Below are 25913 nucleotides of genomic sequence, written 5' to 3'. Positions count from 1 at the left end.
GCATCATCGCCAGACTATCGGAAAGGACGCGCATGACCGCCCAGCAATTTGACGTGAAGAACGGCCTCTATATCGCCGGCGAATGGCTGGGGCCGGACGGGCGGGAGACGCAGGCGGTGCTGAACCCGGCGACCGGCCAGCCGCTGGGCGACCTGCCGCTGGCGACCAAGGCCGATATGGACCGTGCGCTGGAGGCGGCCGCGCGCGGCTTCGACCAGTGGCGCAAGGTCGCGCCGCAGGAGCGCGCCGCCGTCCTGCATCGCACCGCCGCGCTCGTCCGCGAACGCGCCGAGGAACTGGCCCGCCTCGCCACCATGGAAGAGGGCAAGCCGATCGTCGAGGCGCGCGGTGAGGTCGCCGCCACCGCCGCGCTGCTCGATTTCCATGCCGGCGAAGCGGTGCGCATCTATGGTCGCGTCCTGCCCCGGCCGACCGGCACCCGCTCGCTGGTGCTGCACCAGCCGGTCGGGCCGGTCGCCGCCTTCTGCGCCTGGAACTTCCCCGTCATGAACCCGGTGCGCAAGATTTCTCCTGCGATTGCCGCCGGTTGTTCGGTGATCCTCAAACCCAGCGAAGAAACGCCGGCTAGCGCCATCGCGATCATGCGCTGCTTCCAGGACGCCGGCCTGCCGGGTGACGTCGCGCAGCTGGTCTTCGGCGTGCCCGACGCCGTGTCCCGCCATCTGCTCGCCTCGCCGGTCACCCGCAAGCTCAGCTTCACCGGCTCGGTGCCGGTGGGCAAGCATCTGCTCAAGCTCGCCGCCGATACGGTGATGAAGTCGACCATGGAGCTGGGCGGCCATGGCCCGGTGCTGGTGTTCGACGACTGCGACCTCGACAAGACGCTCGACCTGCTCGTCACCCACAAGTTCCGCAATGCCGGCCAGGTCTGCGTCGCGCCGACCCGCTTCCATGTGCAGGAGGGCATTTACGAGCGCTTCGCCAAGGGCTTTGCCGAGCGCGCCGCCGCGCTGAAGATCGGTGACGGCCTGTCGACGGATACGCAGATGGGGCCGATGGCCAATCCCCGCCGCCCCGAGGCGATCGGCGCGATGATCGAGGACGCGGTGCGAAACGGCGCGCGCAAGTTGACCGGCGGCGAGGCCAAGGATGGCGGCGGCTTCTTCTTCGCACCCACCGTGCTGGCCGATGTCTCGCTCGACGCCAAGGCGATGAACGAGGAGCCGTTCGGCCCGATCGCGCTGATCCGCCCCTTCGCCACCACCGAGGACGCCATCGCCGAGGCGAACCGCCTGCCCTTCGGCCTGGGCGCCTATTGCTTCACCGAAAATGGCCGCCGCCAGAACCAGCTGGCCGACGAGATCGAAGCCGGCATGGTCGCGATCAACACCGTCCGCCTGAGCTGGGGCGACGCGCCGTTCGGCGGGGTCAAGGAAAGCGGCTATGGTTCGGAGGATGGCCCCGAGGGCATCGCCAACCATATGATCACCAAGGCGGTTCACATCGCCTGACGGCGATCCTTCCCGACCCGGGAAGCAGCATGGGGCGCCACCGCGATCGGTGGCGCCCCTTTCGCTATTGGCTACGCGCCCGATAGGCCGCCCGCGCCGCCTCCACTTCGGGCTGATGCGTATCGGCCCAGCGGATCAGCCCGCGCATCGGCTCCAGGAACGAGCGTCCCAGATCGGTCAGCCGATATTCGACGCGCGGCGGCACCTCCGCATAGACGGTGCGCTCGACGAAGCCGTCCTCTTCCAGCCGGCGCAGCGTCCGCGACAGCATCTGTTTCGACACATCGCCGATCCGCCGCAGCAGCGTGTTGAAGCGCAGCGTCTCCGGCTCCAACGCGGCCAGCACCAAGAGCGTCCACTGATCGCCGATCCGGTCGAGCACATCGCGGATCGGACAGCCCCCTTCCCCGGTCAACAGCGGTGACGGGGCGGTCACATCGCTGTGACCCGGTCCCTCGAAAGTGACGTCTTGTGCGATCGCGGAAGCAGGCATAGCTCAACGGTCTACATAATAGACCACCCAGTCAAGACGAAAGGAACGCCATGAAGATCGCACTGATCGGAGCCTCGGGCAATGTCGGCTCGCGCCTGCTCAAGGAATTGTCGGATCGCGGCCATGCCATCACCGCCATCGCCCGCCAGCCCGAGCGGATCGCGGACCTGCCCGGCGTCACGGCCGTCGCCGGGGATGCGAGCGCCCCGGCGGCTTTGACCGAAACGCTGCGCGGGCATGACGCGGTCGTCAGCGCCCTGCCCTTCGCCCCGACCGATGCAGCGGGGTTGATCGACACCGTCCGCGCATCGGGCGTGAGCCGCTTCCTGGTCGTGGGCGGCGCCGGCAGCCTGGAGGTCGCGCCCGGCCAGCGGCTGATCGACCAGCCGGGCTTCCCCGAGGAATATAAGACCGAGGCCCGTGCGGGGGCGGCCTTCCTCGACACGCTGCGTCAGGCCGACGATCTGGAATGGACCTTCCTCTCCCCCTCGGCGATGTTCGTGCCCGGCGAGCGGACGGGCCAATTCCGGTTGGGCACCGATACGCTCCTGTCCAACGAACAGGGCAGCAGCATCTCTTATGAGGATTATGCCATCGCGCTGGCCGACGAGATCGCGCAGCCGCGCCATATCCGCCAGCGCTTCACCGTCGGCTATTGAGGTATGAGGCCGGTCGGGATCGGCGCGCGCGATCCCGACCGCAAGAAAAATGTCAAAAACCCTCTTGGCAGGTCGGATAAGCTCCGCTAACAGCGCGCCACCAGCCGGGGACATCGCTTCCCCGCCTTGCCGCAGACCGGCAATGGACGCATAGCTCAGTTGGTAGAGCAGCTGACTCTTAATCAGCGGGTCCTTGGTTCGAGCCCAAGTGCGTCCACCATATATCTTTCTCGTAACGCCTGACCTCGACTAAGCTGTCATCATGATCGCCGACAGCATGTCCAAGGCCGCGTCCTTTATAGCAACGGTCGACTGGCTCGACGTGATGCGTACGGGAGCCTCAGTCATCACCGCCTGCGTTGCGTATGTCGCGCTTCAAAATTGGCGACGGCAGGACAAGGCAAAGCGCGAAGCCGAGTTTCTTGATGCGCTCATCGAAGCGACCCATGCCTTCATCGTCGACATGGCCAAGCCCGTTACCATGGTCGAAATGGCGCGCACTGGTATGCGCAGTCATAGTGAGGATTGGGGAACCGAAGACGAAGCGGGAGCTGTCGCGCATGGAGCGATCGCCTATATCAACGCGCGGGGCGAGCAGGACTCCAAACGTCTGTTCGATGCCCTGAACGAGGCGCGGGCGACCGTAATCCGATTGCGATCCCTCGGGACGAAAGGTCAGGTTTTCGCATTTGATGATTACGTCGCCTGTTATCAGGCCATCGTCAACCTTGCCTGGCAGTTTGACAGGATGGAGGCGTTCGCCGGCATGATCGGTTCGTCCACATGGAACTGGCGAAATCCCGATGTCCGGTCGTCGCTCGACAAGATTCTGACGATAACGCCCGATGAGTTGCAAGGGCATTTGACCAGCGGCAATGTCGCTGTCCTGACTTTCGCCCAAGCAACCTACCGGGCGCTCTACCGGCGCTAGCTTACCGCGCCCCCTGCCCCGAAGGCGGCACCGGCGGCGTCGACGACTTCGCGTCGCTGACCGCTTCGTCATACCAGCGTGCCAGATCGACCTTCATGCTCCGCAGCGCATCGGGGTTCAGATAGGTCATGTGCCCGGCCGGATAATAGGTGAAGCGCAGGTTCGCCTGCTGCGCCGGCTCCAGCATCATGTGGCCCAGGTCATTCTCCGTCCCGAAGAACGGCGTCGCCATGTCGTAATAGCCGTTCATCGACAGGACTTTGAGATACGGGTTGGCGCGCATCGCGGCAGCCAAGTCGATCGCGGTGTTGGGATTGTTCTGCGACCCGTCCGGCGCCTTATGCTTCCAATTCCAGGTCCACCCCGCCGCATCGCGCGCCGACAGGCGGTAGGGCAACTCGGTCTTATAGTCGAGCGTGGATTGCAGATAATCCTGGAAGGACGCGATATAAGCCCCTGAAATCGCGTCCGAAGAGGCATCGGTCTCGGGCCGCTCGCCGGCGGCGTCGGTGTCGATGCCCAGATAGCGCGAGTCGAAACGCCCGACCGTGCGCGCCTGCCCGCGCAGCAATTCCTTCTGGAAGCGCGGCAGGTCGATACGCAGGTTCGCGCGCTTGATGAAGTCGGGCGACAGGCCGATCAGCCGGCTCATCTGTTCGGCGATCTGGTCGCGCTCCTGGGCTGAGATCGATTGGCCCTTGGCCAGCGCCGACATGTACGGCCCGACCGCAAAGGCGCGCGCCTGCGCCACCACGGTCGCGACATCGGCGGGGCGATCGGTCAGGCGATTGTGATACCAGGCGGTCGCGGCATAGCTGGGCAGGTAGTTCAGATAGACCTGATCCAACCCCGGCTGACGATAGCCGTAATTCATGATCGAACTGAGCAGCACGACGCCGTTGAGCGCCATGCCCCGCTCCTGCAACTGATAGGCCAGCGCGCCGGAGCGCAGCGTGCCATAGCTTTCGCCGAGCAGGAATTTGGGGCTCATCCAGCGGCCATATTTGGTCACATAGCGCTGGATCGCGCCGGCGAAGACATCGACATCCTCGTCCACGCCGTAGAATTGCGCCGGCTTCATATCGCCCAAAGGCCGCGAATAGCCCGAGCCGATCGCATCGAGAAAGACGAGGTCGGTCTTGTCCAGCAGCGAGTCCGGGTTCGGCCCGACATCATAGGGCGCCGGCCGGACGAATTCCGGGCTGGTCGTGCGGATGCGGATCGGCGCGAACGAACCCATGCGCAGCCAGAAGGAGGGCGAGCCCGGCCCGCCATTATACAGGAACGTCACCGGCCGCTTGGTGCCCGGCTTCACGCCATCGAGCGTATAGGCGGTATAGAACATCGAGGCGGTCGGCTTGCCCTCTATGTCCCGCACGGTCAGCGTGCCGGCCGAGGCGATATAGGGATAGCTGCGGCCGTTGATCGTCACGCTGTCGCGGTGGCGGACCTCGCTGTCGTCGATCGGCGCGCGCGCCCAGGCGGCTTCCGCTTCGGCCTTCGCCGCCTCGGCATGCGAGCCGCCCTTCTTGTCGCCATCCTCCTGCGCGGCCAGCGGGGCAGTCAGGGCGGTGGCGGCGAGGAGAAGGACCAGCGTGTTACGGATCACGAAAGCGCTCACGATTGAATGACGGGAGCGTCATGGTTCCCGCGTTTCGTTATGCGAGACAAGGGGTTGTGGGGTTTGGGTGGGCGATTTTCCCGGCCACGCAGCGTCGGGGCTACCCACCCCCTCCGTTCAGCCTGAGCGCAGTCGAAGGCCACGGGGCTGAGCGGCGGTCCACCCTCACCCTTCCGGCGCTTCGCGCCTCCCTCCCTCTCCCACCGGGAGAGGGAAGGGGCCCGCGCGTCGCAGACGCGTGGGAAGGGTGAGGGTCGGCCATGATACCGCCCCGTGGCCTTCGACTGCGCTCAGGCTGAACGGAGGGACGGAGACGGCGGCGACGGCAAAAAAGGCCGGCGGGGCACCTTACCCCGCCAGCCTTCGGATCACCGCGCCAGCCAGGTCTGGACGGCGGGCTTCAACCGATCCGCCACCGCCTTGCGCACCGCGATCTGCGAGATGGATCGCTTGGCGCCGCCGCGCGATCCCTCGGGCAGGTTGGCGTCGGCAAAGGCCTGGATCTTGCCGGGCATCGCCGGATCGTTCGACCCGGCACCCAGCCCGACGATGAAGGTCGCGCGGTTGCTTTCCTCCAGGAAGCTGTCGACCAGCGCCTTGTTCGCCACCGCCCAGTCGAACGCCAGATCGGGATGCGCCCCCGCGATCGAACGGAGCAGCGCGGCGCGCTGCGGCGGGGTGAAGGTGTCGGTCTTGAGCAGCCCGAGCGCCCGGCGCGCCGCGCTCTCGTCCTCGGCATAGCCGAGCAGCGAGACATAGCGGTTCTTGACCACCGGGTTGCGCTCCGCCTTGGCCAGATCGAGCAGCTTGTCCCACTCGGCCGGCGTGGCGCGGGTGGCGTAGGTCGACAGGATCGGCTGGCGGATCGCCGCCGGGATCGCCGCCGGGTCCTTGGCCAGCGCCGCGACATAGCCGCGCGCACGGGCGGCGACCATCGCATCGCCGCTGGTGCCCAGCCGACCGATCAGCGCCTCGCGCAGGTTGGACACCGGCGCGCTCTCGCCCGGCTTGGCTTCGAACCCGACCCGGGCTAGCACGGGCGACAGGATCGACGCGACCTTGGCGCGCAGCGGCTTTTCGAGCGGCGTGCCCTCATACAGACCATCCAGGCGCCCCAGCTCCGCCGCGACCGTTCCCCATTCCAGCGGGTCGGCATCGGGCTTGACCTGCGCCATCAGGTCGAACCAGCGGCCCAGGTTTTGATAGCCGCCCGCCGCCAGTGCATAATCGTCGCCCAGCGTCCCCAGCCGGTCCTCCAGCGACAGTCGGGTATAGTCGCGCACGATCGCGGCATGGCCGGCATCGTCGTACATCACGCGCGTATAGGACCCCTTGCCGCGATTGAGGACGAGGGTGCCACAGCCGCCGACCTTGACCGGCGCCGGCGCGGCCCCGGTCACGACCGTGCTGGTCTCTACGCCGCCGATGGTCGCGACGCGGATCGGCACGTGCCAGGTCTGCGGGGTCTTCGACGCCTCATCCAGCCCGAAGCGGCCCTGGCTGAGCATCGCCACCGTCTGCCCGCCTTCGCACCGCGCGCCCGACAGCGTCACCAGCGGCACGCCGCCCTGGAGCGTGAAGTCGTGCGCGATCGTCGCGATATTGGTGCCCGACGCCTTGGACAGTTCCTCCCACAGCTGCTCGGTCACCGTGTTCTGGTACTTATACTTGGCCATATAGGACCGGATGCCCTTGCGGAAAATGTCCGAACCCAGGGTGGATTCGAGCATGCCGATGACCGCCTGCCCCTTCAGATAGGTGATGCTGTCGAACGCCTCGCCGATCTGGTCGACCGTCTCGATCTTGCGAATGATCGGATGGGTGGCGCTGGTCGCGTCGATGCCCATCGCCGACTCGCGCTCGCCCGCGATGCTGGCGGCGGCGGCGTTCCAGCTGGGGTTCAGGTCGTGGGTGGCCTTGCCCTCCATCCACGACGCGAAACCCTCGTTCAGCCACAGATCGTCCCACCAGCGCATGGTGACGAGGTCGCCGAACCACTGGTGCGCCATTTCATGCGCGACGACGGTGTGGATGCGCTGGCGGTTGCTCTCGGTCATGACCTTGGGGTCGAAGAGCAGCTCGTTCTCGAAATAGAAGATCGCGCCCCAATTCTCCATCGCGCCGAAGAACTGGCTGGAGCCGGGGCCGGCGATCATGTCCATCTTGGGCAGCGGATAGGGCGTGCCGAAATAGTCGTTATAATAGGACAGCAGCTTGGACGCCGAGCCGAGCGCGTAATCGCCCTGGTCTACCACGCCCTTGCGGCTAACGACGCCGATCTCGACGCCGCTGGCGTTCACCGTCTTCCGGTCCAGATCGCCCGAGCCGAAATAGAGCAGATAGCTCGACATGACCGGCGTCTCGCCGAAACGATAGAGCTGCGTGCCATCGGCCTGCGCCGCGACCGAGGCGACGGGCATGTTGGAGATCGCCATCTGCCCCTTGGGCGCGGAGGCGGACAGGCGGAACTTGGCCTTGAACGCCGGTTCGTCCCACATCGGCGCGAAGCGACGCGCGTCGGGGGCCTCGAACTGGGTGGCGAGCATCCGCGACTGGCTGCCATCGGCATTGCTGTAATCGATCGCGAACAGGCCGTTGGCCGAACGGTTGATCGTGCCGGTCCAGGCGAAGCCGACCTTGTGCCGGCCGACCGATGCCGCCTGCGGCAGGGTGAGGGTCAGCGTCTGCGCGGCCTTGTCCATCGTGAAGGGCACGGGCTTGCCGTCGAAGGTCGCGCGGGTGACGGCGAGTTCGGCGGCGTTCAGCACGATCGTCGTCGTCGCCTGGCGGACATCGACATCGACGGTTTCCTCACCGGAAAAGGTCAGCGCCTTGGCATCGGGGCGGATGGTGATGTCATAGAGGACCGGCGCCACCGTTTGGGGCAATTGGCCCGCCGCAAGAGCAGGGGTCGATACGGTCAGGGCAAGAAGGACCGAAAGGGCGGACTTCATCGGGATCGAGGCCTTTCACGTTGGAATGGCCAAGCTCTACGCCCTCCCCGACCCAATGCAAATGTCACCCGTGTCATATTATCCCATGACAAGGGATTGGCGTGCGAATCGACCGATCGCCACAGGCTGGACACACTTTCCGTTTACGTTATCGTAAAGCCATGAGCATGCCCGCCGCCTTGAGTCGCCTCGCGCTGCCCGTGATCGGGTCGCCGCTGTTCATCATCTCCAATCCCGATCTGATGATCGCCCAGTGCAAGGCGGGGATCGTCGGCTCCTTCCCGGCCCTCAATGCGCGACCTGCCAGCCTGCTCGACGAATGGCTGCACCGCATCACCGAGGAACTGGCGGCGCACGACCGCGCCCATCCCGATCGTCCGGCGGCCCCCTTCGCGGTCAATCAGATCGTCCACCGCTCCAATGATCGTTTGGAGGAGGATCTGGCGACCTGCGCCAAGTGGAAGGTGCCGATCGTCATCACCTCGCTGGGCGCGCGCGAGGATGTGAATGCGGGCGTCCATAGTTGGGGCGGCATTACGCTGCACGACGTGATCGACGACCGTTTCGCGCGCAAGGCAGTGGAAAAGGGCGCGGACGGGTTGATCGCGGTGGCGACCGGTGCCGGCGGTCATGCGGGGCGACTCTCGCCCTTCGCGCTGGTCCAGGAAATCCGGCAATGGTTCGAGGGACCGCTGGCGCTGGCCGGGGCGATCGCGACGGGCGACGCCATCCTGGCGGCGCAGGCCATGGGTGCGGACTTCGCCTATATCGGCTCGCCCTTCATCGCGACGGCGGAGGCCAATGCGGCCCAGGCCTATAAGCAGGGCGTGGTCGAGGGCCGGGCGAGCGACATCGTCTATTCCAGCCTGTTCACCGGCGTGCACGGCAATTACCTGCGCGCCTCAATCGTCGCGGCGGGGCTGGACCCCGACAATCTGCCCGACGGCGATGTCGGCACGATGAACTTCGGCGGCGGACAGGCGGCCAAGGCGTGGCGCGACATCTGGGGGGCGGGCCAGGGCATCGGCGCGGTCGATGCGGTCGAACCGGCGGCGGAGCGGATCGCGACGCTTGCCCGTCAATATGAAGCCGCCCGCCGGCGATTGTCGCTGGGGGCGTGACCTCTGGGCGGCGTCAGAAGGAGCCGCCGAGCCGCGCCTGGAGCATCTGCACCGGGCTGACCGCCGCGACGGGCGCATCGGCCATCTGGTCCAGCCGCTCGACCCGGTGATGCAGGTCCAGGCTGGCGCGGGTCAGCGCGGCGGCGCGTGGCGGAAGGGCGGCGACGACCGCCTCGTCCGACTCGGGCGACGGGCCCAGCCGCCGGACGGAAGCGCGCGAGTCGGCCTCGGACAATTCGCCCGCCTCCACCGCGCGCTGGGTCAATATCCATGCGATGACATGCATCAGCCGGGTCGTGACTTTCAGCGACTCGCAGGAAAAGCCGATCCGCGCCGCCGGCTCCAGCGCATCGCGATCCTCGCGGCCGATCCCGTCGAAATAGCCGCGCGCCGCCTCGGCCAGGCCCATCGCCTCGGTATAGAGACCGTCGATCAGCTTGCGGTGCAAGGGTTCGGGCGTGGAGGAATCGAGCATGACCGATTGGCTCGCATAGCGGGCCGCGACGCGACAAGAGCCGCGATCCATCGCCTGTCCCGATACGACGCGATCAGGCGATGATGTCGGGGATCAGCCGGTCCTCAAGCTCGGCCAGCTCGTCCCGCAGCCGCAGCTTGCGCTTTTTCAGGCGCGCGATTTGAAGCTGGTCGGGCGTATTGGACTGAAGCAGCGCGGCGATCGCGTCGTCGAGATCGCGATGCTCGATCCGCAGCGTGTCGATCCGTGCGCGTGCCAGCGTGACGTCCATCCTGCCCCTCCCGATCGAGCCCGATGCTCCTCTAGCAAGCCCCGCCCGATCGCGCGAGAGGGGCCTGGTCAGGTCGCGACGGCGCCCTTCCCCCGCCGATGGCATGTCGTCCCGCCAAATGGCTCAGCTTGTCGAATTGGTCGAAAATCCATGGCGACAACATGCCCGATTGGTGATTTACTTCCTTCCCCTACCAATGGACAGGAGGTTGAAGCCCTATGCATACGGCGCATCAAACGGCCCTGGAAACCAAGCACGCGACGCTCGATCGGCGAATCCATGCCGAATCGCAACGACCGTTGCCGGACACGGCGGTCCTCGCCGATCTCAAGAAGCAGAAGCTGCGACTGAAGGAGGAAATCCAGAACATCTAGCAGCGCTTCGCCTCAACGATCGGCGGCCTTATCGCAGGCCAGGGTGACCGGACCATGACGATGGTCGCACGGCCACCACCCCGATCCGCAACCGGCCGCGCGGGCGATCACGCCCGCCGCGGCCTTTTTCATGGGCGATGGATGCGAGACCGGGCACGGGGCCGATGATGGCGTTCCCAACACACCAAGCCATCGGCCATTTGAAGGCTCTCCGAGAGATGATCCGCACCCCTCATCATTCCTCCCCTGCAAGGGAAGGTGGCAGGCCGTAAGGCCTGACGGAGGGGTGTCCCGATAGCGAGGTCGGATCATGGTCGCAGCCGACTTTCCGCCCGGATGGTAGATTGGCTGGATCAGTTTCCTTCCTCTGCTGCTAGGCGATCGTTGCAAAACGCTTCGCATCACCCCGGCGCAGGCCGGGGTGGTGCGTGAGGAGCGAGGAAACGCCAGTTTCGCAACTATCCCCTCCAGGGGAGCGGGTATCCGAACGATAGTAGAGAGGTGTACCCAGCCGTGGATGCGGTCCAACCTCTTGGACCGCGACACCCCTCCGTCAGGCCTTACGACCTGCACCTCCCCTTACAGGGGAGGAATAAGATGAATGTCGATCGCGCCTAACGGACTTTGCGCCCCCTCCCATATCTGGGAGGCTGAAAGCCCGCGTTCCGTCTCAGCGGTGGAAGGAGCGCGTGTGCGGGGTCGCAGGTGCCTTGGCATATTCGGGGGTGGTGGTGCCGCCGCCGACCGGCTTGCGAACCAGCTTGGGATCGATCGGGCGGTCGAACGACACGCCGACCCGCCCCTGGGTGCACCAGGCGACCCGGCCGGAGACGGGGCCGATGCCGCGCAGATCGAAGGTGATCGCGGTGCCGATCTCGACGGGCGTCGCCAGTTCGGCCATCAGCCCGCCCTCGGAGATGTTGCGCACGCGCACTTCACGCGGATGGGCGTCGTCCGCCAGCGTCATGGTGGCCATCAGCAACAGGCTGTCGCGGCGCGGCCGGCTGCCCTGCTGCTCTGTTTCGTTCGGCCCGGTGTCGGGCTCGCGCCTCATCGCGTCCATATCGAGTTCCGTGCGGCCCCGTTCTTCCTCACGCGATCATGCGTTACGCGCGATGGCGTTGCCATTCCATTAATATCGCGGGGGCCGCAAGGCCAATCGACCGAAGAGAGACGAGCGGGCCGCGCCGCCGGACGACGGGATCGCGGTCCGCCCATGGCTCAGTCGTCGCGCGACACCTTCTCGTTGCGCTCGTGCCGTTCCTGCGCCTCGACCGTCATGGTCGCGATCGGGCGCGCTTCCAGGCGACCCAGGCTGATCGGTTCGCCGGTCACCTCGCAATAGCCATATTCGCCCTCGTCGATGCGGCGGAGCGCGGCATCGATCTTGGCGATCAGCTTGCGCTGGCGATCTCGGGTGCGCAGTTCGATCGACCAGTCGGTCTCGCTCGAGGCGCGATCGGTCAGATCGGGCTCGCGCAGCGAATCGACCTGCAGCTGCGACAGGGTTCCCTGCGCCTCCCGCTGGATCGACTCCTTCCAATCGAGCAGCTTGCGGCGGAAATACGCCTGCTGCTTCAGGCTCATGAACGGTTCGTCCGCGCTGGGACGGTAGTTCTCGTCGAGATCATTGGCCACGTCCGGGCCTGTGGATTCCGTCATGCGATCAAACACCGTCGCCATACCACTCTCCCAAAGGGCCCGTCGGCGCGACATTTCTGCACCGCGTCCTCGGAGCCGCCCCCTGATGGTCGAGAGCGCCTATAGTCGGTGCCACCACTTGCCGCAAGCGACTGGCATTTCGTCGTGATTATGTTTTTGATAATAATGTTGCGAAGTGAATGGAATATGGACGAACTGCTGAGCGGCAAACGATTTTCCACACCCGAATCTCGAAAACCGAATTCTGCGTCGCCCGGGCGTGTCATCCGCATGACATGATCCTGTTGACGCTGCCCGGTTCCCTGCGATCGGGCGGTTCTCGAATCCCAAAACCGTACGGCCCAGGGGGAATATCGCCCTTGGCCCTTAAAGCTTTTTTGGTCAGTGTGATGACAGGGGAGAAGATGTAAGGAGCCTGGACGCGCCGCTCGGTCGCGCCATTCGGCTGTACGGTGTGAGGAATTGACGATGTCCGTGCGAATGGCCCTGGCGAAGCTGACCGCCTGTGCGGCAGGTGGTGCCGTGATCGGCGGCGGTGCCGTGCACATGGTCGAAAGCCCCAAGCGGCCGGCGGTCCTGAAACAGACCAAGCCCAGCCGCAAGATCGTGCATCGCCGCGTCGCGGCCGTGCCGGTTCGCCGCGTCGTCACCCGGCGGACGGTTACCACCACTCCGCCCCCAACGGTCATCACCGTCACCACGCAGGCCCCGCCCGTTCCCGTCCCCCTCCCCGCCGCCGCACCCGCATTCGTCAGCGGCGGCGGTTACGTTCCGGCCGTGATCGGCGGTTGGGGCGGCGGCTGGGGTGGAGGCTTTGGCGGCGGTTTCGGGGGCGGCTTTGGCGGCGGCTTCGGCTTTGGCGGCGGGTCGAACGGCAATATCGTCGTGTCCTCGACGAGCAGCGGCGGATCGAGTTCGACATCCTCGGCCTCGGGCGGATCGGGTGGTTCCTCGACCTCCACGGGCGGATCGTCGACATCGTCCGGCGGATCGTCGACATCGTCCGGCGGATCGTCGACATCGTCCGGCGGTTCGTCGACGGGTGGTATCTCCACCTCCACGGGCGGGTCATCCACCTCGACCGGCGGTTCGTCGACGTCGACGGGTGGCTCCTCCACCTCGACGGGCGGTTCTTCGACGTCGACCGGCGGGGTCAGCAGCACGTCCTCGTCGGGCAATATCTCGTCGACCAGTTCGTCGTCGGGCGACGTCAGCAGCGCATCGTCGACCTCGTCGGCCTCCTCGACATCATCCGCGTCGTCGAGCGGCTATGGATCGAGCAGCGATGGCTGGTCGTCCAACGGTTCGTCGGCCAGCTCGGCCTCCAGCGCGTCGAGCGCATCCTCGGCCAGCAGCGCCTCGTCCTCGGGCAGCTCGACGGGTGGTCCGCCGACGCCGGTGCCCGCCCCGCCGATGGTCTTGCTGTTCGGCGGCGCCGCAGCGGCGCTCATGATCCGGCGGCGGCTCGCCAGCAAAGCCTGACGCGCCGCCGGCCGGAGAGGCCGCGTTACGCCTTTTGCAGCGCGGCCTCGATGTCCGGCACCGGATGGCCGGTCAGGTCCTTGGCGATCTCGCCGACCAGACGGTCGGTGACCTCCTTGTGATAATGTTTGCGCAGCTCGCCCAGCATCTTGGGGGGCGCGACGATGATCAGCGACTCGAACTCCTGCTTTATCGCGCGGCGCTTCAGCATGTCGGCGGTCTCCGCCGCGAAGCGGTCTTCTTCCTGTTGGTGATAGTCGGTTTCGCCCATCGATCCGCGCGACGCGGCGAATTGCGCGCCCTGTCCGCCGCCGCCGGCCTGATTCGATCCGCCCTGCGCGATCGGCGGCGCGCCCGCGCCGCTCTGGGTCGAGGAGGCCGCGCCGGCGCTGTCGGTCTTCTGGTCGCGGTCCGCCGGATTGGGATGTTCGACCGCATGCTCGACGACCAGATTGGGATATTCGGCATCGCCCTCGTTGCGGAAGAACAGGCTCTTGCGGCCATCGACGACCAGCACGAAGCTGTTATGCGGCACTTGCATCGCGTATCTCCTTGTCTGTGCGAAAGGGATAACGCGACGGCTTCGCCACGGGTTGCGTGACGGCGGAGCGGAGGCCATAGCCTCGCCCCCATGCATGACATTCGCCTGATCGGGGCCGACCCCGCCGCCTTTGACGCCGCCCTAGCCAAGCGCGGTGCCGCGCCGCAGTCGGCCATGCTGATCGCGATCGACGAACGCCGCCGCGCGATCAATACCGAGACGCAAGCCGTCCAGACCCGCCGCAACGACCTGTCCAAGCAGATCGGCCAGGCCAAGGCCGCGCGGGACGAGGCGCGCGCGCAGGCGCTGATGGAGGAAGTCGCCGGCCTGAAGGCCCGCCTGCCCGAACTGGAAGAGCAGGAGCGTGTCGTCGAGGCCGAGCTGAACACCGCCCTCGCCGCCATCCCCAACCTGCCCGCCGCCGATGTGCCGCAGGGCGCGGACGAGAATGACAATGTGCTGGTCCATCAAAAGGGTGAGCCGGCGACCTTCGCGTTCGAAGCGCGCGAGCATGACGTGATCGCGCCCGCTCTGGGCATGGATTTCGATACCGGCGTCGCGCTGTCGGGCGCGCGTTTCACGCTGCTGCGTGGGGCGATGGCGCGGCTGTCACGCGCGCTCGGCCAGTTCATGCTCGACCGGATGACCGAGCAGCATGGCTTCGAGCTGGTGCAGCCCCCGCTGCTGGTCCGCGACGAGGCCGCATTCGGCACCGGCCAGCTGCCCAAATTCGCCGAGGACCTGTTCCGCACCACCGATGGCCGCTGGCTGATCCCCACCGCCGAGGTGTCGCTCACCAATATCGTGCGCGAGGCGATCCTGAGCGAACAGGAACTGCCGTTGCGCTTTACCGCGCTGACCCCCTGTTTCCGTTCCGAAGCCGGCGCCGCCGGGCGCGACACGCGCGGGCTGATCCGCCAGCATCAGTTCGACAAGGTCGAGATGGTGTCGATCACCACCCCCGAGCAATCGGATGCCGAGCATGAGCGGATGACCGCCGCCGCCGAGGGCGTGCTGGAGGCACTAGGCCTGCCCTATCGCCGGATGCTGTTGTGCACCGGCGACATGGGTTTCTCGGCGGCGCGCACCTATGACCTGGAGGTCTGGCTGCCCGGACAGGCGCGCTACCGCGAGATTTCGTCCTGCTCGACCTGCACTGATTTCCAGGCACGGCGGATGATGGCGCGCTATCGCCCTGTGGAAGGCAAGGGCACGCGCTTCGTCCATACGCTCAACGGCTCGGGGCTGGCGGTCGGCCGGACGCTGGTCGCAGTCATCGAGAATTATCAGCAGGCCGATGGCTCGGTCGTCGTGCCCGACGCGCTGCGTCCCTATCTGGGCGGGCAGGCGGTGCTGGAGCCGCGCTGATGCGCATCCTGCTGACCAACGACGACGGCTATCACGCACCGGGCCTCGCTGCCTTGGAGCGGATCGCGGCGACGCTATCGGACGATGTCTGGATCGTCGCGCCGGCGGAGGATCAGTCGGGGACCAGCCGCTCGCTGACGCTGACCCGGCCGATGCGGCTGCGCCAGTTCGGCGAGCGGCGCTTTTCGGTCACTGGCACGCCGACCGATTCGGTGCTGATGGCGCTGGGCGAGGTCATGGCCGACCGGAAGCCCGATCTGATCCTGTCAGGCGTCAATCGCGGCGCCAATCTGGGCGAGGACGTGTTCTATTCCGGGACGGTCGCCGCCGCCATGGAAGGCGCGATGGCGGGCATCCGTTCGATCGCGCTGAGCCAGCGCTACGCCCGACAGGCGGTCGGCGACGGCGTGTCGTTCGCCACGGCGGAGGCTTGGGGCGAGCGGGTGCTGCGTCCGCTCCTCAGTATGGAGTTCGGCCCCCGTACGCTCGTCAACATCAACTTCCCGCCGGTGGAGCCGGAGGCGGTGAAGGGCATCCGCATCGCGCGCCAGGGTCTGCGCGACTATGGCCGCGCCACCTTCGAACGGCGAAGCGATCCGCGCGGGTACGACTATTACTGGCTGGCGCTCGGTCGCCTGCCGCACCAGCCCGGCCATGACACCGATCTGGACGCGATCGCCGAGGATTACATCGCAGTGACGCCGCTGCATCTCGATCTTACGCATGACGCATCTCTTGCTATGCTCGACGCGGCCTATCGCTGAATGAGCCAAGGGGTACGGGGCGTGGAACGGAAGCTGGGGATTATCGGCATCGGGATGCTGGTCACGGGGTGCATCCCCAATATGGAGCCGCCCGCCGGCTCCACCGCGCCCGCCCCGCCGATCGTCCAGCCGACGCCCGCTCCCGTCACGCCGCGAGCGACACCATCGCGTCCGCTGCCCACGCGCGCCGCCCCGATCACGCCCGCCCCGACGCCGCGCGACACGACACGCCCGGCGATCCGCCGCTCGGTCCCCCTGACGGCGACCCGGCCGGTGGCACGCCCCCCGGTCACCCGGCCTCCAGAGGCCCGCCCCCCAGCGACCCGCGCCATGGTCGAGGCGGCACCGCAAAAGCCGGTCGCGACGTTGCCAGCCCCCCGCCCCTCCTGGGAAATCCGGCCGGTCACGCCCGACGCGCGCGCCATTGCCGGCTCGACCTACACCGTCCGCCCCGGCGACACGCTGCGCAGCATCGCCGACCAGACGGGCGCCGGGACCGAGGCGATCGCGCGCGCCAATGCGCTGCCGCCGCCCTATATGGTGCGGATCGGTCAGAAGCTGATCATTCCCGGCGGCCGCTTCCACCTCGTCCGCCCCGGCGAGACCGGTATCGCGATCGCGCGCGCCTATGGCGTGCCCTGGTCGCAGATCGTCGACGCCAATGCGCTGACCGAGCCCTATGTGCTGCGCGCGGGCCAGCGGGTCCTGATCCCCGGCGGTACGGTCGGCGCGCCCGCCAGCACCGCCGCCGAGCGGGCCGCCGCCTTCTCGCTCAACATCGACGACATCCTGACCGGCGGCGAGCCGGCGCTGGCGAGCAACCAGGCCCCCGCCAAGCCCAGCACCACACCGTCGCGCGTCCTGCCGCCGACCGCCGTCGTCGCGGCGCCGGCGCGGCTCAGCTCGGGCTTCGTCTGGCCGGTCGAGGGCCGCGTGGTGAAGCGCTTCGGCGCAGGCTCCAGTGGCGAGCGCAATGACGGCATCAAGATCGCGACGCCGATCGGCACCCCGGTCAAGGCCACGGCGGACGGCGTCGTCGCCTATGTCGGCGACGGCATCGCCGCGCTCGGCGGGCTGGTGATCGTCAAGCATGGCGACCGCTGGACCAGCGTCTATGGCCATGCCTCCAAGCTGCTCGTCCAGCGCGGCCAGGCGGTCAAGCGCGGCCAGACGCTGGCCCTGTCGGGACAAAGCGGCTTTGCCGACCGGCCCGAGGTGCATTTCGAGCTGCGGCGGGGCCGCACCCCGGTCGATCCGCTGGGCCAGCTCCCGCGTCGCTGACCCCCGTTAAGGAACGCGACAGCGCCTTGCCGGTTAAATGCCGGCATGGGGCCGTTGCCCCGAAGGAGTTGGCGTATGAAGAAATTCCTGCATGTCTTTGCCATTCTGGGCCTTTCGGTCGCCGGCGTGGCGACCACCACTGCGCTTCCCGTATCGGAGGCGCAGGCCCAGTCCTGGCGCGACGGACCGCGTTACGACCGCGATCGGGATCGCCGCGAATGGCGTGACGAGCGGCGCGACTGGCGCGACGACCGTCGAGGCGACCGTGGCGACTGGCGCGGTGAGCGTCGCGGATGGCGCGACGACCGGGGCTGGCGCGGTAACGGTTGGCAGGCGCGCCGCGATGCGCGGGTCGCGCGCGAATATGACCGCGCGCGCCGCAACCCGGGCTATGTCGATCCCCGCTCGCAGGGCGACTATACCAACTATACCGGCCGGGGTTCGGGCTATCGTCCCTGCACCTATGTCGAACGGGGCGGGCGCACCGTCTGCCGCTAAGCCCCGATTAGGGCCGTAACAGAGGAGCGCGGGTGGTCCGTCCACCCGCGCTCCATTTGTATCGGCGGAGGGTGACGAACGCGGAACGGCGGTGTAACGGATCGCCATCATGACGTACCAGTCCGACCTGCTTCGCACCCTGGATGACCGGGGCTACGTCCACCAGATGACCGACGCCGCCGCGCTCGACCGGCTGGCCTCTACGCAGGTGGTACCCGGCTATATCGGCTTCGATCCTACCGCCCCATCGCTGCACGTCGGCAGCCTGGTGCAGATCATGCTCCTGCGCCGGATGCAGCAGACCGGGCACAAGCCGATCGTGCTGATGGGCGGCGGCACCGGCAAGATCGGCGATCCCAGCTTCAAGGACGAGGCGCGCAAGCTGCTCGGCGAAGACGGGATCAAGGCCAATGTCGCCTCGATCAAGCGTATCTTCGAACGCTTCCTGACCTTTGGCGACGGCCCCACCGATGCGGTGATGGTCGACAATGCCGACTGGCTCGACGCGCTGGAATATATCCCCTTCCTGCGTGAGGTAGGGCAGCATTTCTCGGTCAACCGGATGCTGTCGTTCGACTCGGTGAAGCTGCGCCTCGACCGCGAGCAGTCGCTCAGCTTCCTCGAATTCAACTATATGATCCTCCAGGCCTATGACTTCCGCGAGCTGGCGCAGCGCCATGGCTGCCGCCTGCAGATGGGCGGGTCCGACCAGTGGGGCAACATCGTCAACGGTATCGAGCTGGCCCGCCGCATGGACGGGACCGAAGTGTTCGGCGTCACCACCCCGCTGATCACCACGGCGGACGGCGGCAAGATGGGCAAGACCATGGCCGGCGCGGTCTGGCTGCACGAGGACCAGTTGCCGCATTTCGATTACTGGCAGTTCTGGCGCAACACCGACGACCGCGACGTCGGCCGCTTCCTGCGCCTGTTTACCGACCTGCCGCTGGACGAGATCGCGCGCCTCGAAACGCTGGAAGGTGCCGAGATCAACGAGGCCAAGAAGATCCTGGCGAATGAGGCGACCGCCATGTGCCGGGGCCGCGCCGCCGCCGACGAAGCCGCCGAGACGGCGCGTCGGACGTTCGAGGAAGGCGCCGCCGGCGCCGCGCTGCCGAGTTATGCGGTGGCGGGCGGATCGATCGGAATCGTCGATGCGCTGATCGGACTGGGCTTCGCCAAGTCGAAGGGCGAGGCGCGCCGCCTGATCGCTGGCGGCGGTGCGCGCATTGATGGCGAGAAGGTGGTGGATGAGAACGCCGTCATCGCCATCGGCGCAGAGCCGGTGAAGCTGTCCTCGGGCAAGAAGCATCACGGTCTGCTGACCGCGGGCTGAGCCGCTGATCGCCTCGACCGGTCGTCGTCATCGACGACGACCGGCATGGGTCAACGCCGGTCGGTCACCGCCAGCTGCTTGGCGACCGCGAAGGTCTGGATGACGAACAGTAGGATCAGGCCGCCGCCGATCCCGCCGATCAAGATGTCGAAGCCCGAGACATTGCCGATCAGGTCCTTGGTCGGATCGTCGAACATCATCGCGACCGTCAACAGCATCAGGAACAGGCGAAGCTCGGTCGGCCCCGCCGCCATATAGGATAGCCGCAGTTCGCCGATCACCCGCGCGGCGAGGAAGGCGTGCATCGACATCAGGAAATAGCCGGCCAGCGCGATCAGCGCGACGTTCATGCCGACAAAGGGCGACAGGCCGATGCCCAGCACGATCATCAGATTGGCCAGCCCGTCACAGCTGTGATCGAGGAAATAGCCATAGGATGGCCGCTCGATCTTGCGATAGCGCGCCAGACTGCCGTCGAGCGAGTCGCCGAACCACTGCACCGCATAACCGGCCAGCGCCAGCAACAGCCAGCCCGGCCCCATATTGCTGGCAACATAGCCGACAAAGACCAGCGCGGCCCCGGCCATGCCGATCGCGGTCAGTCGGTCGGGAGTCATAGCGGCGGGCATCCTGGCGCACAGCCAGTTCAAGATCCGACGTTCGGTGGTTGCGAGCCAGTTCTGCTGAATGCGGTCAAGCGGCTGCGGCGTTTGTAACCGTTGTGTCATAGGCCGTTATGCAGCAAGCTCCGTCATTGCGCAACGGGTTGAAAACACGCGGCTCTGCCATTGATCGCATGGGATAGCCCGTTTGGCGACGGGCGTCGGCCCCTCATTCCAGACGCGAATAGGGTGCCTCGGCGTCGCGGTCGGGCACCGCGCCGCGCCGTTGGATCACCCAGCCCGCCAGGCGATGGCCCGCCGCCGCCGCCTCGACCGGCGGCTTCCCCGCCATCCGTGCCAGCAGATAGGCCGCGTTGAAGGCATCGCCCGCGCCGCTCGTATCGACGGGGACCAGCGATGCGGCAGGCGCGACGACCTGCCCCCCGGTCAGCCGGCAGCCGGCCGCGCCCATCTTCACCACCATCTCCTGTGCGCCGGCCGCGCGCCAATGCGCCTCGACCGCCGCGGCATCCGGCTCGCCGCTCAGCAGCGCTTCATCCTCGGCGGTCGGCAGCCCGATCGTTGTACAGCCGATCGCCGCGTCGCGCCAATGCGCGGCCTCGCCGGGATCGCGCCACAAAATGGGGCGGTAATTGCCGTCGAACGCCACGGTCCGTCCCGCCGCCCGCAATTGCCGTGCGACATCGAGCAGCGCATGGCGGCCGTCCTCGGGCAGGACGGCCAGACTGATCAACGAGAAATAGAACAGGTCCGCCGCCATCGCCCGCGGCAGCAGCGTGGCCGCATCGGGCAATTCGAAGAAGCGCCGCGCCGCGCTGTCGCTGCGCCAATAAGCGAAGCTGCGCTCGCCCGACGCATCGGTCCGGATCGCATAAAGGCCGGGCATCCGACTGGGGTCGCGCAGCACCATCGACACGTCGAGACCGTCATCCGCCCAGGCACGGAGCAGATCGTCGCTGAAGGGATCGGTCCCGAGCGCGGTGGCATAGGCGACCTCTGCCCCCGAACGCGCCATGTGCAACGCGGTGTTGAGCGTGTCCCCGCCATAGCTCAGCCGCCAGCCCTGGCCGCGCGCCGTGCCGCCCATCTCGCCGCCACCGGACAGTTCGATCATGCCCTCGCCGATGATGACCGCCCGCATCCTGTCTCTCCCTGTCGTACCTTAGCCCTGTCTAACCATGCCGTGCGGGATTGGCCAGCATGGCGCAATTGGTAAGATAGGATGGTGAAACATCCGGGTGAACACCGAGCCCCGCGGGTTCCCCATGGAATGGCTGAGCGAGATCGATGCTCACCCAATTCCTCCCCTTTAAGGGGAGGTGCAGGCCTCAGACCTGACGGAGGGGTGTCCCGGTACAAGATGTTGGATCGCAATCACGATCGGGGACACCCCTCCACCATCCTTCGGATGGTCCCCCTCCCCTTACCGGGCAGGAAAGTGTGGCTACCCGGATGTCGATCCGATCACATTGCCAAAAAGGAAAATTGGTTGGACCAGATGACAGGGGAAAAAATATCGGTCATACCAATTTCGCATTTGGCGGGCGTCCTGCTCCGCCCCGATCGGTTCGTACCCATCTACAGGATTAGTCGCCCATGCCTTCCAGACTGATGACCCAGGCGATGCGCTGGTTCGGCCCCAGCGATCCCATACCCCTGGCGCATATCCGGCAGGCGGGCGCGACCGAGGTGGTCACTGCGCTCCATCACCTGCCCAACGGCGTGGTCTGGCCGCGCGCCGAGATCGCCGCGCACCGCGCGCTCATCGAGGCGGCGGGGCTCGCCTGGACCACGGTGGAGAGTGTGCCGGTGCACGAGGCGATCAAGACCGCCGGCCCGGAGCGCGACGAGCTGTTCGACAACTACGCGGCGACGCTGCGCCATCTGGCGGCCGAGGGCATCACCACCGTCACTTATAACTTCATGCCATTGCTCGACTGGACCCGCACCGACCTCGCCTGGGAATTGCCTGATGGCGCGCGCGCGCTGCGCTTCGAGCTGGAGGCGGTGGCGGCCTATGACATCCATATCCTGCGTCGCCCCGGTGCGGCCGGCGATTATACGCCGGAGACGATCGAGGCCGCCGCGCGCCGCCACGCCGCGATGGACGATGACGCCCGCCGGCATCTGGAGCGCACGATCATCGCCGGCCTGCCCGGCAGCGAGGAGAGCTTCACCTCCGGCCAGTTCCTGGCTGCGATCCAGACCTATGCCGATACCGGCCCCGAGCGGTTGCGCGCCAACCATATCGCCTTTCTGGAGGCGATGTGCCCCGTCGCGGAGGAATGCGGTATCCAGCTGGTGGTCCATCCCGATGATCCCCCCTTCCCCATTTTCGGCCTGCCGCGCATGGTCAGCACCGAGGCGGATGTCACCGCGTTGTTCGATGCGGTGCCGAGTGCGGCCAACGGCCTGTGCTTCTGCACCGGTTCGTTCGGGGTCCGCGCGGACAACGACCTGCCCGGCATGGTCCAGCGGCTGGGATCGCGGATCGGCTTCTTCCACCTTCGCAGCGTTCAGCGCGAGCCGAACGGTGCCTTTCACGAGGCGGCGCATCTGGAAGGGAGCGCGGATATGGTCGAAGTGGTGGACGAGATCGTCCGGCTTCAGCAACGCGAGAATCGGTCGATCGTCATGCGCCCCGATCACGGCCATCAGATGATCGACGACCTGACCAAGGTCACCAATCCCGGCTATTCGCTGCTTGGGCGGATGCGCGGACTGGCCGAATTGCGCGGGCTGGAACGCGGGCTGCTGCATAGAAAGGCGAATGGACGATGACGCGACCGCTGGAACTCCATCCCGACCGGCTGTTCCCCGCCGATCCGGACACCCGTGCCATCGCCCGCACGCTTTATGCCGGCATCCGCGACCTGCCGATCGTCAGCCCGCACGGCCATACCGATCCGCATTGGTTCGCGACCGATGCGCCATGGGAAAATGCGACCACCCTGCTGCTCGCGCCCGATCATTATGTCTTCCGCATGCTCTATTCGCAGGGCGTCTCGCTCGACGCGCTCGCGATCCCGCATCGCGGCGGCACGCCGGCGACCGATCCCCGCGCCGCCTGGCGCACCTTCGCGGCGCATTACGACCTGTTTCGCGGCACGCCGACGCGGATGTGGCTCGACCATGTCTTTGCCGAGGTGTTCGGCATCGATGTCCGGCTGGAGGCCGACACCGCCGATCATTATTACGATATGATCAACGCGCAGCTCGCCACCGACGCCTTTCGTCCGCGCGCGCTGTTCGACCGGTTCCGCATCGACTTCCTCGCCACTACCGAGGGGGCGCAGGATAGTCTCGACGCGCATCATGCGATCCGCGCTTCGGGCTGGGGCGGCCGGGTCGTCACCACCTATCGCCCCGATGGCGTGATCGATGTCGAGCATGAGCAGTTCGCCGGCGCGCTGGAGACGTTCGCCGCGCTGACCGGCGAGGACGTCCATAGCTGGTCGGGCTACCTCGCCGCACACGCCAAGCGTCGCGCCGATTTCCGTGCGGCCGGTGCGACCGCGACCGATCACGGCCATCCGACCGCGCGCACCGCCAATCTGTCGCAGGCGGAGTGCGAGGCGCTGTTCGCCCGGATCGTCGGCAACCGCTGGGACGCCGCCGATGCCGAGCTGTTCCGCGCGCAGATGCTGACCGAGATGGCGAAGATGAGCGTCGAGGACGGCATGGTGATGCAGATCCATCCCGGATCGTTCCGCAACCACAATGCCGGCCTGTTCGCCAGCCATGGTCGCGACAAGGGCGCGGACATTCCGGTGCGCACCGAATATGTTCAGGCGCTGAAACCCATGCTCGACGTGGTCGGCAACGAACCCGACCTGACCATCATCCTCTTCACGCTGGACGAAAGCGTCTATGCGCGCGAGCTGGCGCCGCTGGCGGGCCATTATCCCTGCCTGAAGCTCGGCCCTGCCTGGTGGTTCCATGACAGTCCGGAGGGGATGCGCCGCTTCCGCGAGATGACGACCGAGACCGCCGGGTTCCGCAACACGGTCGGCTTCAACGACGACACCCGCGCCTTCCTCTCGATCCCCGCGCGGCATGACGTCGCGCGGCGCGTCGACTGCGCGTTCCTCGCGCGGCTCGTCGCCGAGCACCGGATCGAGGATTGGGAAGCCGCCGAACTGGCGCAGGAATTGACCAGCACGCTGGTCCGAAAGGCGTACCGGATATGAGACTGTCTTCCGCAACCCTGGCGCAGCTTCGCCCCGATGTGGCGCGCCCCGCCTATGACCGTGCGGCGCAGGCGACCGGGATCGTCCATCTGGGCATTGGCGCCTTTCACCGCGCGCATCAGGCGGTCTTCACCGACGACGCCATGGCGGCGGGCGACCGCGACTGGGCGATCACCGGCGTATCGCTCCGCTCGCCCCAGGTACGCGACACGATGGTGCCGCAGGACGGTCTCTATTCGGTCACCACGCGTGGCGGTCCTTCGGGCGACGAAATCCGGATCATCGGCGCGGTCCGCGATGTCATCGTCGCGCCCGAAAACCCCGGCGCGCTGGCCGCGACGCTGGCGGCGGCCTCGACGCGGATCGTGACGCTGACCGTCACCGAAAAGGGCTATCTGCGCGGCCCCGATGGTCGGCTCGACTTGGACGCCGCGCATCGGGGGCAGACGATTTACACCATCCTCGCCACCGCGATGCGCGCGCGACGCCTGAGCGGCATCGGCGGACTGACCATCCTGTCCTGCGACAATCTGGCGGACAATGGCCGGGTGCTGGGCGAGTTGCTCCAGACCTATTGCGAGCGCCATGCACCCGAGGAGGCGGCCTGGTTCGCCCGCGAATGCGCCTGCCCCTCGACGATGGTCGATCGCATCGTGCCCGCGACGCAAGAATCGGATTACGCTTCCGCCGCCGAACGGCTGGGGCTTCGCGACGAGGCGGCGGTGGTGACCGAGCCGTTCCGCCAATGGGTGATCGAGGATCGCTTCGCCACCCCCCGCCCCGGCTGGGACCGGGTGGAAGCGGAAATGGTCGACGACGTGCGCCCCTATGAGACCGCCAAGCTGCGCATGCTGAACGGCGCGCATTCGGCGCTGGCCTATCTCGGGCTGGCGGCAGGGCACAGCTATGTCCATCAGGCGGTCGCCGATCCCGCACTGTTCCCGCTGGTCGAACGGCTGATGCGGGTGGAGGCGGCGCGCACGATCGCCGCCGCGCTCGGTCAAGACCTCGACGCTTATGCCGATGCGCTGCTCGCCCGGTTCCGCAACACCGCCCTGCCGCACCGGCTGGCCCAGATCGCCATGGACGGATCGCAGAAGATCGGCCAGCGCTGGCTGGAAAGCCTGACCGTCAACCGTGCGCGCGGGCAGGATTGCCCGGCGACGCTGACGGCGCTCGCGGCGTGGATCATCCATGTGCGCGGTGACAACGGGCCGGTCGACGATCCGATGGCCGAGCAACTAAACGCCATCTGGGGCAAGGCGGGCCGTGAAAGCATCGCGGCGGCGCTGTTCGGTGCCGGCGGCCTGTTCGCATCCCACTGGACCGCGTCAGAGCAGGACCTGCAGGTGCTGACGGACCTGATAGCCGCACGGCGGTGATGAGCCCTTAGCTTCCCTTGGATGAGCGGCGGAGCTTGGCTCGGGCCGTCTGCAAAAAGCCGCGGCGTCCAGATCGAACGCGGCCAGCATCGCAAAGAGCGGATCATAGCGCCACGCCTCCGCGCGCAGCCCGATCGACAGCGTGAATGAGACGCCACCAACCCAAGCCTGGGGTCCCACCATGCCAACGGCAGCGCCGACCATGCGGCTGTTGAGCAGATCCATTTAGAGCGTGATGACATTGCGCCGAGTCAACGCGAGCCCCTCCCCTTCAGGGGAGGGGTTGGGGTGGGGCATCGCCGCGAACTGTTCGCCTGGGGAAGCGGCCCCCCCCCCGCCCCCCCCCCCCCGGGGGGGGGGGGGGGGGGGGAAAAAAAAAAAGCGATAGAGCGCGGTTAGGCAAACAGTCGGCCTT

General features: G+C 67.0%; 25 protein-coding genes and 1 tRNA gene. 15 read left to right on the top strand and 11 right to left on the bottom strand.

Annotated elements, in window-relative coordinates; genetic code table 11:
* Window positions 1-32 precede the first annotated feature (32 nt).
* Window positions 33-1472: an NAD-dependent succinate-semialdehyde dehydrogenase gene (locus GGR48_RS04255; RefSeq protein WP_183950662.1), complete on the top strand. Its 1440-nt coding sequence runs from the start codon at window positions 33-35 to the stop codon at window positions 1470-1472.
* 64 nt (window positions 1473-1536) lie between these two features.
* Here GGR48_RS04255 and GGR48_RS04250 read toward each other — a convergent pair whose 3' ends face one another.
* Window positions 1537-1965, bottom strand: coding sequence for a winged helix-turn-helix transcriptional regulator (locus tag GGR48_RS04250; protein WP_240455990.1), 429 nt, complete (start codon window positions 1963-1965; stop codon window positions 1537-1539).
* 50 nt (window positions 1966-2015) lie between these two features.
* On the opposite strand from GGR48_RS04250, the gene GGR48_RS04245 reads away from it, so the two are divergent.
* The 3 genes from GGR48_RS04245 (at window position 2016) to GGR48_RS04235 (ending at window position 3555) form a co-directional block, all read left to right on the top strand.
* On the top strand, window positions 2016-2624 hold the full coding sequence (locus tag GGR48_RS04245) for an NAD(P)-dependent oxidoreductase (RefSeq protein WP_183950661.1): 609 nt from the start codon (window positions 2016-2018) through the stop codon (window positions 2622-2624).
* 144 nt (window positions 2625-2768) lie between these two features.
* Window positions 2769-2844: transfer RNA gene (locus GGR48_RS04240), tRNA-Lys, on the top strand.
* 42 nt (window positions 2845-2886) lie between these two features.
* Window positions 2887-3555 (top strand): hypothetical protein, encoded by a 669-nt coding sequence (locus GGR48_RS04235; RefSeq protein ID WP_183950660.1) that lies wholly within the window; start codon window positions 2887-2889, stop codon window positions 3553-3555.
* 1 nt (window position 3556) lies between these two features.
* On the opposite strand, the gene GGR48_RS04230 is transcribed toward GGR48_RS04235, so the two are convergent.
* Both GGR48_RS04230 and GGR48_RS04225 read right to left on the bottom strand, forming a co-directional pair.
* Window positions 3557-5176, bottom strand: a complete 1620-nt coding sequence (locus GGR48_RS04230) for a S10 family peptidase (RefSeq protein WP_338110496.1) — start codon at window positions 5174-5176, stop codon at window positions 3557-3559.
* A 368-nt stretch (window positions 5177-5544) separates the two neighbouring features.
* On the bottom strand, window positions 5545-8130 hold the full coding sequence (locus tag GGR48_RS04225) for a M1 family metallopeptidase (RefSeq protein WP_183950658.1): 2586 nt from the start codon (window positions 8128-8130) through the stop codon (window positions 5545-5547).
* Between the two features lie 161 nt (window positions 8131-8291).
* Between GGR48_RS04225 and GGR48_RS04220 the strand changes: the two genes are divergently transcribed.
* Window positions 8292-9251 (top strand): NAD(P)H-dependent flavin oxidoreductase, encoded by a 960-nt coding sequence (locus GGR48_RS04220; RefSeq protein WP_183950657.1) that lies wholly within the window; start codon window positions 8292-8294, stop codon window positions 9249-9251.
* Window positions 9252-9264: 13 nt separating this feature from the next.
* On the opposite strand, the gene GGR48_RS04215 is transcribed toward GGR48_RS04220, so the two are convergent.
* Complete coding sequence (locus GGR48_RS04215) at window positions 9265-9726, bottom strand: DUF1465 family protein (protein ID WP_183950656.1); 462 nt, start codon at window positions 9724-9726, stop codon at window positions 9265-9267.
* A gap of 73 nt (window positions 9727-9799) precedes the next feature.
* The gene (locus GGR48_RS04210) at window positions 9800-9997 is read right to left on the bottom strand and encodes a YdcH family protein (RefSeq protein WP_183950655.1); all 198 of its coding nucleotides are present in this window, start codon (window positions 9995-9997) and stop codon (window positions 9800-9802) included.
* A 218-nt stretch (window positions 9998-10215) separates the two neighbouring features.
* Here GGR48_RS04210 and GGR48_RS04205 point away from each other — a divergent pair, with 218 nt between their 5' ends.
* Window positions 10216-10371, top strand: coding sequence for a YdcH family protein (locus GGR48_RS04205; RefSeq protein WP_183950654.1), 156 nt, complete (start codon window positions 10216-10218; stop codon window positions 10369-10371).
* A gap of 670 nt (window positions 10372-11041) precedes the next feature.
* On the opposite strand, the gene GGR48_RS04200 is transcribed toward GGR48_RS04205, so the two are convergent.
* Window positions 11042-11434, bottom strand: a complete 393-nt coding sequence (locus GGR48_RS04200) for a PilZ domain-containing protein (protein ID WP_183950653.1) — start codon at window positions 11432-11434, stop codon at window positions 11042-11044.
* Window positions 11435-11592: 158 nt separating this feature from the next.
* On the bottom strand, window positions 11593-12054 hold the full coding sequence (gene dksA, locus GGR48_RS04195) for an RNA polymerase-binding protein DksA (RefSeq protein WP_183950652.1): 462 nt from the start codon (window positions 12052-12054) through the stop codon (window positions 11593-11595).
* A 459-nt stretch (window positions 12055-12513) separates the two neighbouring features.
* Between dksA and GGR48_RS04190 the strand changes: the two genes are divergently transcribed.
* On the top strand, window positions 12514-13515 hold the full coding sequence (locus tag GGR48_RS04190; protein WP_240455991.1) for a PEP-CTERM sorting domain-containing protein: 1002 nt from the start codon (window positions 12514-12516) through the stop codon (window positions 13513-13515).
* A gap of 25 nt (window positions 13516-13540) precedes the next feature.
* On the opposite strand, the gene GGR48_RS04185 is transcribed toward GGR48_RS04190, so the two are convergent.
* Entirely contained in the window at window positions 13541-14056 is a 516-nt protein-coding gene (locus tag GGR48_RS04185) for a host attachment family protein (RefSeq protein WP_183950650.1), read from the bottom strand.
* A 90-nt stretch (window positions 14057-14146) separates the two neighbouring features.
* On the opposite strand from GGR48_RS04185, the gene serS reads away from it, so the two are divergent.
* The 5 genes from serS (at window position 14147) to tyrS (ending at window position 19303) form a co-directional block, all read left to right on the top strand.
* Window positions 14147-15424 carry a serine--tRNA ligase gene (gene serS / locus GGR48_RS04180; protein ID WP_183950649.1) on the top strand — a complete coding sequence of 426 codons (1278 nt, stop codon included), beginning with the start codon at window positions 14147-14149 and terminating at the stop codon, window positions 15422-15424.
* Window positions 15424-16188 carry a 5'/3'-nucleotidase SurE gene (gene surE / locus GGR48_RS04175; RefSeq protein WP_183950648.1) on the top strand — a complete coding sequence of 255 codons (765 nt, stop codon included), beginning with the start codon at window positions 15424-15426 and terminating at the stop codon, window positions 16186-16188. Before serS ends, surE begins: the two co-directional genes overlap by 1 nt.
* 21 nt (window positions 16189-16209) lie before the next feature.
* Window positions 16210-17469, top strand: coding sequence for a peptidoglycan DD-metalloendopeptidase family protein (locus tag GGR48_RS04170; protein WP_338110497.1), 1260 nt, complete (start codon window positions 16210-16212; stop codon window positions 17467-17469).
* Between the two features lie 75 nt (window positions 17470-17544).
* Complete coding sequence (locus tag GGR48_RS04165; protein ID WP_183950647.1) at window positions 17545-17967, top strand: hypothetical protein; 423 nt, start codon at window positions 17545-17547, stop codon at window positions 17965-17967.
* A 109-nt stretch (window positions 17968-18076) separates the two neighbouring features.
* Complete coding sequence (tyrS, locus tag GGR48_RS04160) at window positions 18077-19303, top strand: tyrosine--tRNA ligase (protein WP_221211384.1); 1227 nt, start codon at window positions 18077-18079, stop codon at window positions 19301-19303.
* A gap of 50 nt (window positions 19304-19353) precedes the next feature.
* Here the strand turns inward: tyrS and GGR48_RS04155 are convergent, their stop codons facing one another.
* Both GGR48_RS04155 and GGR48_RS04150 read right to left on the bottom strand, forming a co-directional pair.
* Complete coding sequence (locus tag GGR48_RS04155) at window positions 19354-20031, bottom strand: CDP-alcohol phosphatidyltransferase family protein (RefSeq protein WP_183950646.1); 678 nt, start codon at window positions 20029-20031, stop codon at window positions 19354-19356.
* A gap of 103 nt (window positions 20032-20134) precedes the next feature.
* Window positions 20135-21067: a sugar kinase gene (locus GGR48_RS04150; RefSeq protein WP_183950645.1), complete on the bottom strand. Its 933-nt coding sequence runs from the start codon at window positions 21065-21067 to the stop codon at window positions 20135-20137.
* A gap of 455 nt (window positions 21068-21522) precedes the next feature.
* Here GGR48_RS04150 and uxuA point away from each other — a divergent pair, with 455 nt between their 5' ends.
* The 3 genes from uxuA to GGR48_RS04135 are packed head-to-tail and all read left to right on the top strand — an operon-like array spanning window position 21523 to window position 25498.
* Window positions 21523-22707 (top strand): mannonate dehydratase, encoded by a 1185-nt coding sequence (gene uxuA, locus GGR48_RS04145; protein WP_183950644.1) that lies wholly within the window; start codon window positions 21523-21525, stop codon window positions 22705-22707.
* Window positions 22704-24116: a glucuronate isomerase gene (uxaC, locus tag GGR48_RS04140; RefSeq protein ID WP_183950643.1), complete on the top strand. Its 1413-nt coding sequence runs from the start codon at window positions 22704-22706 to the stop codon at window positions 24114-24116. The genes uxuA and uxaC overlap by 4 nt, the downstream gene beginning before the upstream one ends.
* Complete coding sequence (locus GGR48_RS04135) at window positions 24113-25498, top strand: mannitol dehydrogenase family protein (protein ID WP_183950642.1); 1386 nt, start codon at window positions 24113-24115, stop codon at window positions 25496-25498. Before uxaC ends, GGR48_RS04135 begins: the two co-directional genes overlap by 4 nt.
* Here the strand turns inward: GGR48_RS04135 and GGR48_RS04130 are convergent.
* A complete protein-coding gene (locus GGR48_RS04130; protein ID WP_183950641.1) occupies window positions 25448-25723 on the bottom strand; it encodes a hypothetical protein in 276 nt (91 codons plus the stop codon). The genes GGR48_RS04135 and GGR48_RS04130 overlap by 51 nt on opposite strands.
* Window positions 25724-25913: the final 190 nt, after the last annotated feature.

It is taken from the genome of Sphingomonas pseudosanguinis (assembly GCF_014196255.1).
Taxonomy (GTDB): domain Bacteria; phylum Pseudomonadota; class Alphaproteobacteria; order Sphingomonadales; family Sphingomonadaceae; genus Sphingomonas; species Sphingomonas pseudosanguinis.
This window is presented reverse-complemented; position numbering and strand designations above follow the sequence as displayed.

Coding starts and splice junctions, on each gene's coding strand:
- tyrS (WP_221211384.1), top strand. CDS start 18,077: ATGACGTACCAGTCCGACCTGCTTCGCACCCTGGATGACCGGGGCTAC.
- GGR48_RS04250 (WP_240455990.1), bottom strand. CDS start 1,965: ATGCCTGCTTCCGCGATCGCACAAGACGTCACTTTCGAGGGACCGGGT.
- GGR48_RS04130 (WP_183950641.1), bottom strand. CDS start 25,723: ATGGATCTGCTCAACAGCCGCATGGTCGGCGCTGCCGTTGGCATGGTG.
- GGR48_RS04165 (WP_183950647.1), top strand. CDS start 17,545: ATGAAGAAATTCCTGCATGTCTTTGCCATTCTGGGCCTTTCGGTCGCC.
- GGR48_RS04200 (WP_183950653.1), bottom strand. CDS start 11,434: ATGGACGCGATGAGGCGCGAGCCCGACACCGGGCCGAACGAAACAGAG.
- GGR48_RS04135 (WP_183950642.1), top strand. CDS start 24,113: ATGAGACTGTCTTCCGCAACCCTGGCGCAGCTTCGCCCCGATGTGGCG.
- uxaC (WP_183950643.1), top strand. CDS start 22,704: ATGACGCGACCGCTGGAACTCCATCCCGACCGGCTGTTCCCCGCCGAT.
- GGR48_RS04255 (WP_183950662.1), top strand. CDS start 33: ATGACCGCCCAGCAATTTGACGTGAAGAACGGCCTCTATATCGCCGGC.
- GGR48_RS04210 (WP_183950655.1), bottom strand. CDS start 9,997: ATGGACGTCACGCTGGCACGCGCACGGATCGACACGCTGCGGATCGAG.
- GGR48_RS04155 (WP_183950646.1), bottom strand. CDS start 20,031: ATGACACAACGGTTACAAACGCCGCAGCCGCTTGACCGCATTCAGCAG.
- GGR48_RS04190 (WP_240455991.1), top strand. CDS start 12,514: ATGGCCCTGGCGAAGCTGACCGCCTGTGCGGCAGGTGGTGCCGTGATC.
- serS (WP_183950649.1), top strand. CDS start 14,147: ATGCATGACATTCGCCTGATCGGGGCCGACCCCGCCGCCTTTGACGCC.
- GGR48_RS04205 (WP_183950654.1), top strand. CDS start 10,216: ATGCATACGGCGCATCAAACGGCCCTGGAAACCAAGCACGCGACGCTC.
- GGR48_RS04220 (WP_183950657.1), top strand. CDS start 8,292: ATGAGCATGCCCGCCGCCTTGAGTCGCCTCGCGCTGCCCGTGATCGGG.
- dksA (WP_183950652.1), bottom strand. CDS start 12,054: ATGGCGACGGTGTTTGATCGCATGACGGAATCCACAGGCCCGGACGTG.
- GGR48_RS04225 (WP_183950658.1), bottom strand. CDS start 8,130: ATGAAGTCCGCCCTTTCGGTCCTTCTTGCCCTGACCGTATCGACCCCT.
- GGR48_RS04150 (WP_183950645.1), bottom strand. CDS start 21,067: ATGCGGGCGGTCATCATCGGCGAGGGCATGATCGAACTGTCCGGTGGC.
- GGR48_RS04185 (WP_183950650.1), bottom strand. CDS start 14,056: ATGCAAGTGCCGCATAACAGCTTCGTGCTGGTCGTCGATGGCCGCAAG.
- GGR48_RS04235 (WP_183950660.1), top strand. CDS start 2,887: ATGATCGCCGACAGCATGTCCAAGGCCGCGTCCTTTATAGCAACGGTC.
- surE (WP_183950648.1), top strand. CDS start 15,424: ATGCGCATCCTGCTGACCAACGACGACGGCTATCACGCACCGGGCCTC.
- uxuA (WP_183950644.1), top strand. CDS start 21,523: ATGCCTTCCAGACTGATGACCCAGGCGATGCGCTGGTTCGGCCCCAGC.
- GGR48_RS04215 (WP_183950656.1), bottom strand. CDS start 9,726: ATGCTCGATTCCTCCACGCCCGAACCCTTGCACCGCAAGCTGATCGAC.
- GGR48_RS04245 (WP_183950661.1), top strand. CDS start 2,016: ATGAAGATCGCACTGATCGGAGCCTCGGGCAATGTCGGCTCGCGCCTG.